Below are 15,012 nucleotides of genomic sequence, written 5' to 3'. Positions count from 1 at the left end.
AATCGGTTGAACATGCAGGTTTGTCGGCGCGTGGAGGAGCGGTAGGTGCAGGGATCGGCGTTCTTGCGGAAAGAGCCCGATCCCGACGAGCGGAAAGCAGGAGCAAGCGGCTCTGCGGTGCCTGAGAGTGAGAGCTGTGACAGATTGCCGGTGGGGAGGTTGTCGCGGTCATTTAGGGATACGGTGCAACAGGATGTGAGCGAGATGTTGGGAAAGTGTTCACAAGAAGCCGGCACCAGTTGTGGATGAGAAGCTATAAATATGATATTTTCATGCTGATAGGGGCAAACAATTCGGGAGCTGTAGTTCGAGATCGGCAACAGGCTGGTCAATTTGTGAAAGGCAGATCATAACCAAGACGAGCTTCTCATGAATAACTTGATATTTCCATACGACTGCCAACAAACAGCAAGCAACGACGTTAGGGCTTCATCGCTTACGGTGTTCTGATCCGGGCTTGCTGCTGGGTGTAGCAAGGGGAGTCTGTTGCATGAGGGAGGGCCTCCTCTGGGAAGCTTCTGACGCGCTGTTTCGAATCGTCACCTTTTTGTATGGTAACCCCTCCGAGCCTCACTGTTCGCGGGGGATAAGAAGCTGGAGCGATTGGTGTTCCTGCGAAGAGAGCCCGATTGCCACTTCAGAGGAAGAAGGGTAGACTATGCATGTTGTCCGAAAAGTGATCATCGTCGAAGGAAAGACTGACAAACGACGGATTTTGGAACTGCTCGCAGAACCTGTAGAAGTGATCTGCACCTACGGAACGCTCTCTGAAGAGAAGATCGAGGAATTGATCTTGCCTCTGCAAGCCGAAGAAGAAGTCTTTATTCTGGTCGACGCGGATGATGCTGGCAACAAGATGCGTTCCCAACTGAAACGGGAGCTTCCCAACGCTCGCCATCTGTACACCCGCAAGATGTACAGAGAGGTGGCGACCACCCCGACCGAATATCTGATCGAGGTGTTGGCGAAAGCTCATTTTGAAATCAAAGAGGATCTGTTGCTGTGAGCGGCAGGACAGAACGAAGAAACGAGGGACTCACCCATGTTACGACTGTTTGTGATGATCGGCGCGATCAACGTGCTCCTCTCGGTCGCGCTCGGCGCGTTTGGCGCACACGGTTTGGAGGGCAAGATCACCGACCATTATCTTGATGTTTGGAAGACGGGCGTTCAGTATCACATGCTGCACGGTACGGCCATTTTGATCGTCGCCGTGCTCTCGCAGTTTTTAGGAAGCCAAAAGGCGGTAAAAGCGGCGGGCTATCTGTTCCAAGCGGGGATCGTGCTGTTCTCCGCTAGCCTGTACCTGCTCGCGGTCACCGGCATCGGCTGGTTGGGCGCGATCACGCCGCTCGGCGGTGTCTGCTTCCTGATCGGCTGGGCGCTGCTCGCCTATGCGGGGCTGAAGGCGAAGAAGTAAGCGAGCGAGGTCGTCCGATAGTAGGCGATCGGCTGCATAAGGGCTGACTAAGAAAGTGAGTGGAAAAGACCGTTCGCAGTGGAGAAGCGCTGTGAACGGTCTTTTTGAGTGGGGAATTGTGGGGTTATTGTTTTAACTTGCTGAGTTTCGATTCCAATTCTGTTTTGTCCTTTCCCGCGTAATCGCGTTGTAGAAAGAACAGGTCTTTCGATTTCTCATACTCGTCCTTTTGAACGGTGATGACGCCTTTCATGTTGGATTCATTCAAACGGATCTTGCCTTGTATTGAGCCAGAAATTGTGTAGCCCCAGTATGCATCTTTTGTATCTTTTAAAAAGACAAGGTAAGTGTTCTGTGGTTTGATCACTGGGGAGCCTTCCGGAGTGATTTCAACCAAACCTTGATTCTGGTTGCTCGTGTCAAAACTTTTCTTGATTTTGCTCAGGTCGGTGATGCCTCCCGACTCTGTGATCACGATCGATTTCAGGTCAGGCGAACCTTTGTATACCTTATTAACTTGAACGGCCGAGCGGGTTTGAACAGCTGTCGGCACATCTCCTTCAAGTGATTCCTGGTCTGTTACTGTGATCTCGGCCACTAGATCGGAGAATTGGTAGATTTCTTCAACATTTTTAAAAAGCCGTTCGTAGTTACCGTGGGAACTCAGGGTGGGATGGGTCGCTTCAGTGACAAACTCTGGCTGATCAATGAACTGATCGTTTGAAGTTATGACGAGTGCTAGAGTTGTTACAATGAGAGCAAATGCAATAGGAAACCATATCTTTTTTTTCAAATAAAACACATCCTTTCTATTCAATATAGTTTCCCATAAATTGCTTGGACGCCGGCTACCTCATCATCTTTAGGTCCTTTAGTTCCATAATTATAATAGGAGCTAGGAGTAGGGGTCATAAGGACATTCGCGTTCCAACTTGCAGCCCACACGTGATCTAATCCAAAACCATGACCTGCTTCATGAGCCCAAACATGTTGTTGTTTTCCATTCGCCTCAACGTACTTATAGCTAGTAGGATCCTGCATCCAATTGATGTTTCCATTCGTGTTAATGTGCATTTTGACCCAACTGTAATCTGAAACGGAGGGTTGTATCTGAGTGCTCCCATTAAAGAACACAATCCAACCCAGCTCATTTGCATCAGCTTTGAAAATTGAATGGAAATCCATGATTGACTCTACCTGAGATGTAGTTTTGTGAAGATAGATCTTCGTATTTGGTGAGCTGCTCCACGCTGATACAGCAAGGTCGCAGTTATTCTTTGCATTGAATCCACCAAGATTTGTGGTAACAGTGTCGTTCCAGTAGTACCTATTATATGGAGCTTGTGTTAACTTGTGGCCGATTAACTCGTATGCCGATGCTTCTAGTGTAAAAGATAAAGTGAACACTCCTACCATAAGAATGCTCAGAATAGACTTATACTGATTTGACATAATGCACAGCCTTTCTATTTTGTATATTTATGATAATAATATCACACAAAGAAAATATATCAAAATAAAAACCCATCATCACGTTAAGTTTGATGGAAGCATAATAAATGCTGTTGGTTTATTTTTAATATATTGTAATGGTTATTTTGTTATTTATACATCTAATGGTGGATATGTGTGAGTAAGAGCGGTATCGTCATAAAGGTGCATCTAATTCAAAACATGCCGCCCGTTTCGGACGAAAAGGAGGAGATCAGATGGCAAGATTGTTTGAAGTTGTGATCAGTATCTTGCTCGGGTTGTTTTCAAGTCTATTGCTGACAGGCGATATGTCGCAAACGATCAACGGTGCGATCTTTTGGATGCTAGTTTTCATCTTGTTTCGATTGCCAGGGAAGAAGAAACAAAATTCCTGAAGGATCTTTACGAACAAAGGCTCGAGGAGTGATGATGGCGATATTATGACTTGATCGGTTGATGAAGGAGGAGAGTAGAAGAAAAGACGGCTCGCAGATGATGAAGAATGTGAACCGTCTTTCGCTTTTTCTGTTCGGCCTTTTATGAAACGATGAACAAAAAAGGGAGTTGGTAGATACCACTCCACTTTTTAAAAGCCTGATTCTGCTGGGAGATCAGCTTTTTGAATAAACTCATCCATCTTGGGAAGAAAGCTTTTCAAATTGCGATCCATCGGAAGTTTTCCTGTTAAGGCCACAACAGGTCTAAAGCCTTGCTTCTCGTCAAGAAGGTTTGAATTTTGGCGTTGAATTTGATATTTTTTTGAATCCAAAAATGAATTGCATCGTTGTAAGGCTTTGGCACATACCCAATGCGAACAGGTACTTCCTCTTGTGTCATCAACCGAATTGCCTTCTGGTCACTCGGGTTGTCAGGCTCAAATCGCAAGTCTAATGTCTGGTCCGGAAAAACCTTCGGGATTAGATCTTGCTCTTGATTCAATGGTTTCCATCCTGCGATTTCAAACACCAGATTGATAACGTTTTTCTCGATTTTTATCGGCTCCAAGAAGAACAGCCGATCTGTGGCTAGCCTCCCTTTGGTAACCCGCAGGTACTCCCACTGAAGATCATGATACTCGGTCAGATGAAAGCTCTTAACTACGTTTTTAAACTCTTTACGGCTAGCACTTGGGATTCGGCGTTCGAACACCGAAAATAATTTTGGGGAACGATAAACCTCATCCAGATCAGGGAAGCCAGCTAGATTGGTAAATCCAAAATCATAGGCGGCTCGAACATCCTCTTTTAGATATTTGAATTGATAGCCAGCATCCGATTTGCTCAATAAACCGATTTTACAGTTCGCCTTTGTTACCGGGTTGCTCCACATCAAAATCAAGCGATCGGTCGATGATCTCACTTTCTCACCTCATTCGAGGCTATTTTTTCCGACCAAGCTTCCCCAGTATGAGGCTTTTGCGGATCTCTGTTTTCCTCCAAACAGGAGACCGGGTTTTTTGACCAGCCCATATCTGCCCGTCGAAGGGCAAATTCGCCATTCTTTATCTTTGGAACCTGACGCACTTTCTTCTGAACGTTTCCATTGCGTAACATCAATGATATCGTACATCGATTGTGCTCCTCGTCCGATCAATTGTTTTCTTCTATTGTCCCTGAATAAGTTAGTATTTTCAATAGATTTTCAGAAAGCGGAACTGGTGAGGAACTCATCTTCATCTTTAGGGATCAGCATGCGGAATTGGGAGTATTGAAGTAACGAATTGACCGAGGAGGTGCATCGTTGGTGGCTGAAGGTAAGAAGGAGCGTCTACTCTGTGGGGATTGAGGAAGTTTAATCATTTCAAACAAACCGGGGGTTCATCACCCCCGCTTGCTCGATCTGCGCACATACGCTTTTAACAGCAACAGAGCGGCCGTGTAGGTTGCCGTCGCCAGCAGGGTAGCGAAAAGCCAGCCAGCCGTCCCCAGCGTCAGATAGAGGATCAGGTGAAAGAAGAAGATCACCGCGATCCACAGCATCAGGTTCATGCGCTCGACAAATGTCCAAAATCTGTTCATCGCTTGCCACACCTCCCACCCCATAGCCTTTCCAAGCGGTGAGGTTCCATGCCCGCCTGCGCCCTACAGGCAGTATCTGAGCAAAAATGGGCGGAGGCATCCGTTTCGTTCAGCAGGGCTCTACCATACTATAGTAGTGATTTCACAAGAGAACGGGAGGGTGTAGAACTTGGCGAAAAAGGGGAAGAAAACTCGGAGCGAAGGACAGAAGTCTGGCGCTGCGCAGCCGCAAGCGAAGCCTCCAAGTCTCGGGGACCAACTGAAAGATCGGCTGAAGACGGTGAACAAAGGCGGTCTGCTCGGCATGCTCAACGAGGTGCACAAGACAACGCCCGATCAGTGGCAAGATGCGGAAAATGTCAAGAATATGGCGAAACGCTTTGCCGACCAGCTGAAGATTCCGGTAAACGAGGAAAGACTGAACATGTTTATGAAAGCGTACAAGGATGCGACGAAAGGCGGGAAGCCTACTGCCAACGTCGAAGATCTCGTAAAAAAATACGGCAACGGCAAAGTGGACGACGCCACGCTCAAAGAGATGAAAAAGTTCATCAAGCCGAAAGACTGATCGCCACTCCAACAAGGAACTGCTCGCAGGGACGAGAGCAGTTCCTTGTTGCTTGTCAGGCGGAGTTTCAATGATAGCCCTTAGATCCTCACGCTCCCTCACCCGAATCGAGCAGGTCACAACATGCTCCTCCGCACAAAAAATGACGGGGTGCGATCAGCTCGCTTCCCCGTCTTGCGCCGGCTTTTCTGCAGCACTTTCACTTTCGCCGCTTGCACCACCACCGCCACCGCCAAAGATCGCTCCGGAGATCGGGGAGTTGAGGAAGGCCATCAACAGCGAGGCCCAATCTCCTGTCGTCAGCTCTTTGACGTTTCCTTTCATCAGCTTGGGCAGGACGCCAGCCGAATGGAGGTTCGAACCGACTCCGTGCAGGGAGTCCATCATCTGATCGGCCCGCTGCATGTAGGTGACGCACTGCTTGCAGAGCGAGCGCAACTGCCCGAGCGATTTGATCGAATCCTCATAGAAGGTCGGGCTCTTCGGGCTCGGCAGTTGGAAGCTGGGGAACGATGCGCCCCCCGGCAACGGCGGCTTTTTCTGGGCGGCAGTTGTTGCCGCAGAGGAGCTTGCGGCGCTTCGTCCGCCCCTCTTGCTGCGCCTCTGATTTATCTGTGCTTTGGCAAGCTGAATCTCCTGCTGCAGCAGTCGTTTTTTATGAGTATACGAAGGATGGCCCGGCTGTAAATCTGTCAGCTTTGCCTCAAGTTTGCGCACGCGCTTGCGAAGTGCGCCAGATGTTTTCGATTTTCCAGCCACGATTCACACCTCCAGTTTCAATATCAACATATGGAAAAGCAGAAGGTGGCGTGTGGGCGGATATGGAGATTGGGCGTGGAAAATACTATGCGTGACATGAGACTTTGGGGAGGGAATGACCGATGGCAGCAGAGAAGGAGCAAGATTGGCACGCTCGCCTGGGCGGGGTGCATTTTACCCAGCAGGCGAGCACCGAGCAGATCAACCAGTTTGTGAGACGACTGCCCGAGCAGAAGCGCGACAGCCTGTTTGAAGTGCTGGACGAGCTGAACCAAGCGGGCCTGATCCAGATCAAGAACGACGGCCAGTTTTCCGACCCGCACGGCAACCTGCACGGAACGACCGGCTGTTACGAAGACGAGAAGTGAATGATGTCGAGCGGGGGCGGCGCAGAGAGCGTTTGCTGTCAGCCCCCGATTCGGATTCAGCCGATAGGAAAAACGAACCCCTCAAGCTCGCACGTTTCGCGGCCTTGGGGGGTTCGTTTGTATCGAGATGGAACTTATGGGAAAAGCGGGACCTAGCGGGCCTGATCAGCACCTATTGAACGCTTAGCATAAACGCTTCCAAGCGATCCATCGCCTTCTTCAGATTGTCGCGCGAAGTGGCATAGGAGATGCGGAAGTTGTTCGGCGCACCGAAGCCAGAGCCAGGGACCAAAGCGATCTTCGCATGCTCCAGCAACAGGCTGGCAAAATCGTCGCAGGAGTTGATCGGATGGCCCTGGAACGACTTGCCGTAACAGGCGGAGCAGTTCGGGAAGACGTAAAAAGCACCGCTCGGCGTATCGCAGCTCAGCATGGGCATCTTGGCGATTCGATCGAGCACATAGTCGCGACGCCAGCGGAACTCGGGCACCATCAGCTCGTCTTTGTGATCGAGCGCGCCCACCGCCGCCTTTTGCGAGATGGAGGACGGGTTGGCGGTCGTATGGCTCTGAAAGGATGTCATCGCCTTGATCAGCGCTCGCTCACCTGCCATGTAGCCGACGCGCCAGCCGGTCATCGAGTACGCTTTGGAAAACCCGTTGATCAGCAGGGTGCGCTTTTTGATCTCCTCGCCAAAGGTGGCGATGCTGACCTGTTCGACCCCATAGACGAGCTGGTCGTAGATCTCGTCGGAGATCACGTAGAACTCGTGCTTGCTGATCACATCGGCGAGCGCTGCCAGCTCTTCTTTCGTGTAGACCGCTCCGGTCGGGTTGCTCGGCGAGTTGAGCAACAGCACTTTGGTCTTCGGCGTGATCGCCTGCTCCAACTGCTCGGGGGTGATCTTAAACCCGGTCGATTCGTCCGTCTCGATCACCACAGGCGTCGCCTCTGCCAGGCGGATCATCTCCGGATAGGACACCCAGTACGGAGCGGGCAGAATCACCTCATCACCCTTGTTGCACAGCGCCATGAACGCGTTGTAGAGCGAGTGTTTCGCACCGGAGGAGACGAGGATGTCGTCCGCCGTGTAGTCGAGGTTGAGGCGCTCTTTCAACTGAGCGGCGATCTTCTTGCGCAGCTCCACGATGCCGGGCACAGCCGTGTATTTGGTAAATTGCTCATCGATCGCAGCCTTGCCAGCAGCGCAGGCCACCTCCGGCGTGCCGAAGTCTGGTTCGCCCACGCTCAAGTTGATCACGTCGATTCCCTCTGCGATCATCTGTTTCGTCTTGGCGTCGATCGAAAGAGTCGGCGAAGGTGCAATGCTTTTGACTCGGTCAGAAAGTCCGATTGCCATGTTACAGTCCCTCCATAAGAACCATGATAGCTTTACCTATACTGTAATACTCGCAGATCAACACTTGATGATGCAAGTTGTCTCTGCAGGGGCACGCTTGGGGAAACATTTTGTTGAAAAATGTCTCACCAGCGACCGACATGCTCATTGTACCAAACTTTTCAGCTCCAGCTTTGATCTTTTTCCACAGAATTTCCGAATCTCGTCAGGGCGGGTGCAGCAGGTCGATCCCCGCGAGTCAGCCGAGTGCAAAAGCGTCCGCTCTCCGCTTCGCGAGCGAGCGTGCGCATTGAGCATACAGCAGGAAGTTTGTCCGAACAAAGCAGATCTTAACGATGCGGGAAAAAAGAGGCCGCGACTGTAAGCGGCAGTTCCTTCCCTGAATTTGAAACGATCGGATCGCTTGCTGGGAGGACGTTTCGGGCGCGTTCACCAAGGCTTATGACGTTGAAAAATCGGTCAAGTACAGCGGAGGTTAAAACATGACTTGATTGTAAAGGGGAAATTGTGTACAATGAAAACAGAACATATGTTCGGAGGTGTTGCTTTGGATACAGTTGCTGTGGAAACGTATAACGAAGTGGTCGCGCGAAATGTGAAGGCGTTGCGCTTTGACAGAGGCATCGCGGGGATCAATCGATTTGCAGAGTTGTGCAAAGGGTATGGTCTCAGCCGCTCGACTTTGTATCGGATCGAGAGCGAGGGGTACATCGGTGATGTGGAGCAGGATAAGCTCGACGCTCTGGCCAGCTTTTTTAACATCGCACCTGTTGCGATCAGTGAGACGGACGAACGGTACAATTCTCTGCTCGGAGAAATTGACGAAAGATATAGAAGATTCGATGTGAGTGAAGATACGCTGTTGCGGATCGAGGAACTGATGAGGATCACGTTCGCATTTGACGCGGCGGGGAAGATTGAGCGAAAGCTGCGCGCGCCTCGCGAGTGCATCCTCACCTTGCTTCGGAAGTCTGCCTCCTATATGCACCGCGGCATTTACAAGCCGTCAGTCTGCTGGCTGGACTACGCGCTGGAGCTCGCCATTCGCTCGAAAGACACGCTGATGATCCATCAGGTGAAGCACGATTTGGCGATCGCGCACCTCGAATCGGGCGCCTATCTGAAGGTGATCGAGATGATCATCGACGACTTAAACGACAAGGAAGTCTCATCTCCCGACAAGAGCGTGAAGAATTTTTACATCTTGGCCAGCTGCTATGTTCGGCTGCGCAATTGGCAAGAGGCGGAAACTTGCGCTTTTCGAGCGCTCGACCATTTTGGCAAGTCATATCGGGACGATCACCTGCAAGCGAGAATCTACTCGCTGCTGGGGTCGATGTATCGGAAGTGGAAGAAGAGCGACTTGGCGATCGACAATCTAAGGCGGGCGATCGAACTGTCCGAGCGGGCGGGTGACCATGTTTCTTCGCTGTTTGCCCATGAGTCGATGGGCGAAGTTTTGCTCGAATGTGGCGACTGCGAGTCGGCGCAAAGCTGGTTTGAGATCGCCGGCCGTCGAGCTGCCGACTTGCAGCGGGAGGCGGATGCGCTGAGACTGGAATTTTATCGACGCAGCTGCAGTCAGCCGAGCGAAGTTGATTACGTGCGGATGAAGGAGATCTTGCAGCACTTGCGGGAAAACGGACTCTCAAGTTCGTATCACAGCGAGATGTTTAAACTTTTAGGACAAGTTGCCAAACGGTTGCAGCTGCTGGAGGAAGCAAGCAGCTGTCTCGAAGAGGCGATCTCCTTATTGGAAGCTTGATCGAGTCTGACTTGAAAGGAGGTGAGAACGAATGATGAAGAAAAAAACGATTGCCGTCCTGGCAGCGATCGCTCTGACATTTACCGCATTGACTTTTATGGAGCCGTCGAATGGAAACCGCACAGCAGGTGAACCACCGCCGATCCCGTACGGGGTGTCGCAACGATAGCACTGCTGGTACAGGGGCGCTTGCGCCTCTGTTTTTCTTTTTCCTTTTCAAGTGAAATAAGAAATTTGTAAGTTTCGCATTTATTAATAATTGATGTAATTACATTCCTGATATTGTAATATACGGAATATGACGTTGCGATATCGGAGGATGTGAGAGCATGCAGACAAAACATATTTTGAGCCTCGAAGATATCAGCCGCATTCCAGTTCGATCAGGGGAGGCGTTATCATGCTGACGAATAAAGAGGTAGAACAGATTGCCAAACAGATGTTAAAAGATCGCAAGAAGCTTCCAAACAGAATCAAAGCAAAAGAGCGGCAAGCGGAGGGCAGAGGACTGAGGACGTCGATGCTCTCGCGCCGGACGAGGCTCTCGCAGCGAGAGGTAGAACTGGCCGTCGTCGGCCGCACCTACACACAGCATGTGGCAGATTCGATGCATGTGCAAAAGGCGGAAAACCTGTTCGGTCACATGCGGGGAGCAAATGAGCAAGATCAGATCGCGCTCGACGAGATCACCGGGATGATGATCGGGTCAGAAGCGTGGGGAGCGGAAGGCGTGGCGGTCGATGGGGTCGTCCACACCTTTGAAAAAGCGGCAGAGCTCGCTGCCAAAGAGGCGCAGAGCTTGCGCGAGGAGATGAACCTGATCGACGAAGCGCTCGATGATCTGGCCAGCTACGATGAGAAAGGCGCCTCGATCTTGCGGCTGCAATACGTAGAAGGAAAGTCGGTCGTCGCCGTGATGATGAAGTTGACCGATGATGGAGATGCGGAAGAGGGCTTGGCAGAATCGACCTATCACTACTGGCGCAAAGGCGCACTGCGCGAGTTTGGCAGATTGGTTGGACTCTGCTGAGTGGAAGCAGGGCAGAGGAATTGAGGAACAGAGGAACAGAGGAACAGAGGAACAGAGGAACAGAGGAACAGAGGAACAGAGGAACAGAGGAACAGAGGAACAGAGGAACAGAGGAACAGAGGAACAGAGGAACAGAGGAACAGAGGAACAGAGGAGACACGGCCGATGGGGTCGTGTCTTTTTCATTTTCCACTGGGTGATTTTGTGGCAGTGGGCTTATGCCCAAACGAGTTGGAGTTTTTTTGGAGAAAAACAGGAGTTTGTGCGGAGTTTTGACCTCCCTTGACAAGATAATATGGTATCAAGGAAGTTCAGGCAGTGATCCTCAAGAGGATGGCTGAAGCGAAAGCGCATCTGCAACAACTTGAAGCTCTTCACACAGGTGATGAGCTTTTTTGTTTGCGATCGCTCTTCCTAGCAAGCGGTGAAAGGGGTGAGGATCATGTAGCGGGTCGAGGGGGCTCTCAGAGCGTTGCACCCGAGGAGCGCTTGCATCAGCAGTAGCGCTCGGATCGATCTGCATTTTGCAGGTGTGACGAATCGCGTTGCCATCCATGGATGATCGAAAGACGTGATGAGATGGCAGATCGGCTTCAGCGTACCAACGAGCATCGGATGGAGGAGCACTTCCCACTCGATACCATTCGGGACTCGCTCGAAACGCTGGAGAGGATCAAAGGTCGGACACAGGTTCGCTCAGGACAGCTGGATGAACCTAACCGATCGGAAATGGGCAACGACGAGGCAACAAATATGCAATTGAGATTTTAACAACACTCCCTATGTGCGCGAGATCGAATTTCGCTACAGAGGGGAACTGAACAACACCGAATGGGTCGGCGGACGATTGGTGATGACGATCTCTAGGCAGGAGATCGAATGAAGATTGGCGAGCGATCTGATGAACAAGAAGTTCGAGCTGATCGAGCAGGTACTCAACGGCCGACCGTCAAGTTGAGGAGGGGTTCTGCTGGCAAAAGTTGTACGCTTTAAACATCCGCAACAAGATGCCATCGCGGGGCTTGAGCACCTCCTGGTGCTCGCGAAAGATGGAGAGATCCGACAGGTCGTCTTCGCGGCAAAATCGAAAGATGGCACCGTGTTGACCGGGCACCACAACGCAGACCCGTACACTCGCCAAGAGCTGATCGCACACTTGCAGGTGAAAGTGACGCAGGCGGTGATGGAGGCGTATCGCGATGACGAATAACGATGTAGTAAACGCCGTTCTTGCGGCGCTGGAGGGGAAATTCCCCGAACTGGCGATCTATGGGGAATCGATGGGACAGGGGCAGACAGCACCCTGTTTTTTTGTTCGCCTAGTCGCTCCCACCTATGATCGGATGGGCGGTCGCCGCTACAAGCGAACCTACCCGTTCGATGTGCAGTACTTTCCGAATGAGCCTAAAGAGGGTGAAGCGGACACACGGGTCGCGGAGATGCATGCTGTGGCAGAACAGCTCTACGACTGCTTGGACTATGTCGCGCTCGACGATGGGCTGATCCGAGGCAGCAAGCTGCGGTACGAGATCATCGACGGAGTGCTTCACTTCTTTATTAACTACGACATCCACATGGTTCGTCAGGCGGAAGAGGTGCCGCTGATGAGCAGATTGGAACAGAGAGGGGACATCAAGGATGAGTAACAAAGAGGACTCGATGCGCTACACAAAAGAGCAGTTCCTTGCATCGAAACAATTCACACTTGCTCAAAAAGATGTGTTGAACGCTTTGCTCTCCGATGAGGAGACCTATACGACGGAGCAAGTGAAATCGCTGGCAACAGAATTTTTGCAAAAGGAGGTATGTTAGATGGCTGGAGGAACTTGGACCGTCCAAAACAAAGTGCGCCCGGGGGTGTACGTCAATTTTGAAAGCATTCCGAAATCGATGGGGGGGCTTGGCGATCGCGGGATCGTGACGATGGCCCTGCCGCTTTCTTGGGGGGAGTCGCACGCGGTGATCGCGATCAACGCGGGGGATGACACCAGCACACTGCTTGGGTATGACATCACAGCTCCGCAGATGCTGCTCGTTCGCGAAGCGCTGAAGCGCGCGAAGACTGCGCTCATCTACCGTCTGAACACCGGTACCAAAGCAACAGCTGCGCTGTCCGGTCTGAGCGTCACGGCGATTCATGGCGGTGTGCGCGGCAACGATCTTTCGGTGGTGATTCAGCAGGACATCGACGACGAGTCGCTGTATATCGTGCGCACGCTGATCTCCGGCATTGCTGTGGACGTGCAGTCTGTGAAGGCGATCGGTGAGCTGAAGCAAAACGGCTGGGTAAAATTCTCCGGCACCGGTGCTTTGGAAGCGACCGCTGCACTGCCGCTCACAGGCGGTGCAGATGGAGCGGTGACCAATCAGGATCACGTCGATTATCTGACCGCGCTTGAAGTGGTGGAATACCAGACGATCGCGCTCGCCTCCACCGATGCGTCTCTGAAGGGGCTCTATGCCGCTTACGTCCGCCGCATGCGGGAGACAGAGGGCAAGAAAGTGCAGGCGGTCATGGAAAATTATCCGGCTGCCGACTACGAGGGCGTGATCAGCGTCAAGAACGGCGTGGTGCTGACCGATGGCAAAACGCTGACGGCTGCGCAGGCGACCGCATGGGTGGCAGCTGCGACAGCTGCTGCGCAGGTCAACGAATCGCTGACCTATCTTCCGTATGACGGGGCGGTCGACGCTTCGCCGCGCTACACCAACTCGCAGATCGAGACCGCTCTGCGCAATGGCGAGATCGTCTTCACCCGCAACAACGGTCGGATCGTCGTCGAGCAGGACATCAACACCTTGACCACCTACACCCCGACCAAAGGTCGCGAATTCTCGAAGAACCGTGCACTCCGCGTGCTCGACAGCATCAACAACGATCTGAAACGCGTTTTCGAGCTGGCGTTTGTCGGCAAGGTGGGCAACAACCAGGATGGGCGCAACCTGCTTCGCAACGAATGCAACAAGTATCTCGAATCGCTGCAAGGCTTGGGCGCGGTCCAAAACTTTGACGCACAGTCCGATGTGGTCGTGCAGGCGGGTGCGGAAACCGATAGCGTGTACGTGGAAGTCAGCATCCAACCGGTGGATGCGATCGAAAAAATCTACATGAAAGTGCAGGTGCGATAGATGGCATTCTTCAGAGCACAAGACGCAATTTCAGGGCAAGAAGGTCGCGCATATGCGACGATCAACGGTCGAGTGGAGGAGATGTTTTACGTCAAAACACTCGAAGCGACGGTAGAAAAGCAGAAGGCGGAGATCAAGACACTCGGTCGTCGTGGTGTGCAGCACAAGGCGATCGGTTGGTCGGGAACGGGCAGCATGACGATTTACTACGCGACGACGATGTTCCGTCAAATGATGTTGGATTACATCAAGACGGGCAAGGACGTGTACTTTGACATCCAGATCGTCAACGAAGACCCGACCTCTTCGATCGGGCGCCAAACGGTTGTCCTGAAAAACGTCAACCTCGACAGCGTGATCATCGCGAAGGTGGACACGGAGAGCGAAGTCTTGGATGAAGAAATCGAGTTCACGTTCGATGGTGTGGAGCTTCTCGAAAACTTCGTCGCCCCGGCACAAGGATAATTAAAACAAACTTGGAGGTAAGCAGATGAGCGAATTGAGCATGTTTTTTGCAGAGAACGTATTGGCCGACGGCATTGAAGAGCTGGTGGTGTCGGAACGATTCAAGGATAGCGATGGAAAGCCGATTCCCTGGAAGTTGCGCTGGATGACCGAGGCGGAGAACGAAGAGATCCGCAAGTCGGCCACCAAGCGGGTGAAGGTCAAAGGGCAGTACGTGCAGGAAACTTCGCCAGAAGACTATATGGCCAAGCTGGTCGTCTCAAGCGTCGTCTTCCCCGATCTGAAAAATGCGGCTCTGCAAAACTCTTACGGCGCTGTAGGCGCCGACAACCTGCTCCGCAAGATGCTGCTGCCTGGCGAATACGCACGGCTGATCGAAAAAGTACAGGAGATCAACGGCTTTGACAAAGACCTCGGCACGCTGATTGACGAAGTAAAAAACTGATCAAAGAGGGCGATGGCGAGTGGAACTACGCTTACTACGCCCTCCATGAACTAAACATACTTCCTCATGATCTGGCGGAGATGTCGCTGCGAAAAAAAGCGGCGATCTTCGCACTGATCGATGTGCGGATCGAGGCGGAGAAGCGGGCGGCGAAAAAGGCGAAGAAGTAGCTGCCGCCAGCGATTCTGTCAAGGCAGCTCCTGTCGGTTGGG

At 51.8% G+C, this 15,012-nt stretch carries 21 protein-coding genes; 14 read left to right on the top strand and 7 right to left on the bottom strand.

Translation table 11 applies throughout. The features are described from left to right. Positions 1-658: 658 nt before the first annotated feature. Both ACFSOY_RS10010 and ACFSOY_RS10005 read left to right on the top strand, forming a co-directional pair. The gene (locus ACFSOY_RS10010) at positions 659-1,006 is read left to right on the top strand and encodes a toprim domain-containing protein (protein WP_386046190.1); all 348 of its coding nucleotides are present in this window, start codon (positions 659-661) and stop codon (positions 1,004-1,006) included. Positions 1,007-1,042: 36 nt separating this feature from the next. Further along, a complete protein-coding gene (locus tag ACFSOY_RS10005; protein WP_386046188.1) occupies positions 1,043-1,420 on the top strand; it encodes a DUF423 domain-containing protein in 378 nt (125 codons plus the stop codon). Between the two features lie 124 nt (positions 1,421-1,544). On the opposite strand, the gene ACFSOY_RS10000 is transcribed toward ACFSOY_RS10005, so the two are convergent. Further along, positions 1,545-2,213, bottom strand: coding sequence for a hypothetical protein (locus tag ACFSOY_RS10000; protein ID WP_386046186.1), 669 nt, complete (start codon positions 2,211-2,213; stop codon positions 1,545-1,547). Between the two features lie 20 nt (positions 2,214-2,233). Beyond that, complete coding sequence (locus ACFSOY_RS09995; RefSeq protein WP_386046185.1) at positions 2,234-2,872, bottom strand: matrixin family metalloprotease; 639 nt, start codon at positions 2,870-2,872, stop codon at positions 2,234-2,236. Between the two features lie 257 nt (positions 2,873-3,129). On the opposite strand from ACFSOY_RS09995, the gene ACFSOY_RS09990 reads away from it, so the two are divergent. Next, positions 3,130-3,288, top strand: coding sequence for a hypothetical protein (locus ACFSOY_RS09990; RefSeq protein ID WP_386046183.1), 159 nt, complete (start codon positions 3,130-3,132; stop codon positions 3,286-3,288). A 289-nt stretch (positions 3,289-3,577) separates the two neighbouring features. Here ACFSOY_RS09990 and ACFSOY_RS09985 read toward each other — a convergent pair whose 3' ends face one another. The 3 genes from ACFSOY_RS09985 to ACFSOY_RS09975 all read right to left on the bottom strand — a co-directional run bounded on the left by ACFSOY_RS09985 (position 3,578) and on the right by ACFSOY_RS09975 (position 4,911). Then, positions 3,578-4,252 (bottom strand): HIRAN domain-containing protein, encoded by a 675-nt coding sequence (locus tag ACFSOY_RS09985; RefSeq protein ID WP_386046181.1) that lies wholly within the window; start codon positions 4,250-4,252, stop codon positions 3,578-3,580. A 9-nt stretch (positions 4,253-4,261) separates the two neighbouring features. Next, complete coding sequence (locus tag ACFSOY_RS09980) at positions 4,262-4,462, bottom strand: hypothetical protein (RefSeq protein ID WP_386046179.1); 201 nt, start codon at positions 4,460-4,462, stop codon at positions 4,262-4,264. Between the two features lie 251 nt (positions 4,463-4,713). Continuing rightward, on the bottom strand, positions 4,714-4,911 hold the full coding sequence (locus tag ACFSOY_RS09975; protein WP_386046177.1) for a hypothetical protein: 198 nt from the start codon (positions 4,909-4,911) through the stop codon (positions 4,714-4,716). A 169-nt stretch (positions 4,912-5,080) separates the two neighbouring features. Between ACFSOY_RS09975 and ACFSOY_RS09970 the strand changes: the two genes are divergently transcribed. After that, a complete protein-coding gene (locus tag ACFSOY_RS09970; RefSeq protein ID WP_386046175.1) occupies positions 5,081-5,479 on the top strand; it encodes a hypothetical protein in 399 nt (132 codons plus the stop codon). A 156-nt stretch (positions 5,480-5,635) separates the two neighbouring features. On the opposite strand, the gene ACFSOY_RS09965 is transcribed toward ACFSOY_RS09970, so the two are convergent. Next, entirely contained in the window at positions 5,636-6,238 is a 603-nt protein-coding gene (locus ACFSOY_RS09965; RefSeq protein ID WP_386046173.1) for a hypothetical protein, read from the bottom strand. Positions 6,239-6,360: 122 nt separating this feature from the next. Here ACFSOY_RS09965 and ACFSOY_RS09960 point away from each other — a divergent pair, with 122 nt between their 5' ends. After that, the gene (locus tag ACFSOY_RS09960) at positions 6,361-6,606 is read left to right on the top strand and encodes a hypothetical protein (protein ID WP_386046171.1); all 246 of its coding nucleotides are present in this window, start codon (positions 6,361-6,363) and stop codon (positions 6,604-6,606) included. 172 nt (positions 6,607-6,778) lie between these two features. On the opposite strand, the gene ACFSOY_RS09955 is transcribed toward ACFSOY_RS09960, so the two are convergent. Then, complete coding sequence (locus tag ACFSOY_RS09955) at positions 6,779-7,966, bottom strand: pyridoxal phosphate-dependent aminotransferase (RefSeq protein ID WP_386046169.1); 1,188 nt, start codon at positions 7,964-7,966, stop codon at positions 6,779-6,781. A gap of 547 nt (positions 7,967-8,513) precedes the next feature. On the opposite strand from ACFSOY_RS09955, the gene ACFSOY_RS09950 reads away from it, so the two are divergent. The 9 genes from ACFSOY_RS09950 (at position 8,514) to ACFSOY_RS09910 (ending at position 14,800) form a co-directional block, all read left to right on the top strand. Next, entirely contained in the window at positions 8,514-9,731 is a 1,218-nt protein-coding gene (locus ACFSOY_RS09950) for a tetratricopeptide repeat protein (protein WP_386046167.1), read from the top strand. A gap of 31 nt (positions 9,732-9,762) precedes the next feature. After that, positions 9,763-9,900, top strand: a complete 138-nt coding sequence (locus ACFSOY_RS09945; RefSeq protein ID WP_386046165.1) for a hypothetical protein — start codon at positions 9,763-9,765, stop codon at positions 9,898-9,900. 231 nt (positions 9,901-10,131) lie between these two features. Continuing rightward, positions 10,132-10,761, top strand: a complete 630-nt coding sequence (locus tag ACFSOY_RS09940; protein WP_386046163.1) for a hypothetical protein — start codon at positions 10,132-10,134, stop codon at positions 10,759-10,761. 1,036 nt (positions 10,762-11,797) lie between these two features. Further along, the gene (locus tag ACFSOY_RS09935) at positions 11,798-11,971 is read left to right on the top strand and encodes a hypothetical protein (RefSeq protein WP_386046161.1); all 174 of its coding nucleotides are present in this window, start codon (positions 11,798-11,800) and stop codon (positions 11,969-11,971) included. Then, positions 11,961-12,407, top strand: a complete 447-nt coding sequence (locus tag ACFSOY_RS09930) for a phage tail terminator family protein (RefSeq protein WP_386046159.1) — start codon at positions 11,961-11,963, stop codon at positions 12,405-12,407. Before ACFSOY_RS09935 ends, ACFSOY_RS09930 begins: the two co-directional genes overlap by 11 nt. Next, positions 12,400-12,573 carry a hypothetical protein gene (locus ACFSOY_RS09925; protein ID WP_386046157.1) on the top strand — a complete coding sequence of 58 codons (174 nt, stop codon included), beginning with the start codon at positions 12,400-12,402 and terminating at the stop codon, positions 12,571-12,573. The genes ACFSOY_RS09930 and ACFSOY_RS09925 overlap by 8 nt, the downstream gene beginning before the upstream one ends. After that, positions 12,574-13,890 carry a phage tail sheath family protein gene (locus tag ACFSOY_RS09920; protein ID WP_386046155.1) on the top strand — a complete coding sequence of 439 codons (1,317 nt, stop codon included), beginning with the start codon at positions 12,574-12,576 and terminating at the stop codon, positions 13,888-13,890. After that, positions 13,891-14,355: a phage tail tube protein gene (locus ACFSOY_RS09915; protein WP_386046153.1), complete on the top strand. Its 465-nt coding sequence runs from the start codon at positions 13,891-13,893 to the stop codon at positions 14,353-14,355. 25 nt (positions 14,356-14,380) lie between these two features. Further along, a complete protein-coding gene (locus tag ACFSOY_RS09910; protein WP_386046151.1) occupies positions 14,381-14,800 on the top strand; it encodes a phage tail assembly chaperone in 420 nt (139 codons plus the stop codon). Positions 14,801-15,012 lie beyond the last annotated feature (212 nt).

The organism is Tumebacillus lipolyticus (genome assembly GCF_042682745.1).
GTDB classification, from domain to species: Bacteria; Bacillota; Bacilli; order Tumebacillales; family Tumebacillaceae; genus Tumebacillus_A; species Tumebacillus_A lipolyticus.
The sequence above is the reverse complement of the archived record's forward strand: the minus strand, read 5'-3'. Positions and strand labels throughout refer to the sequence as shown.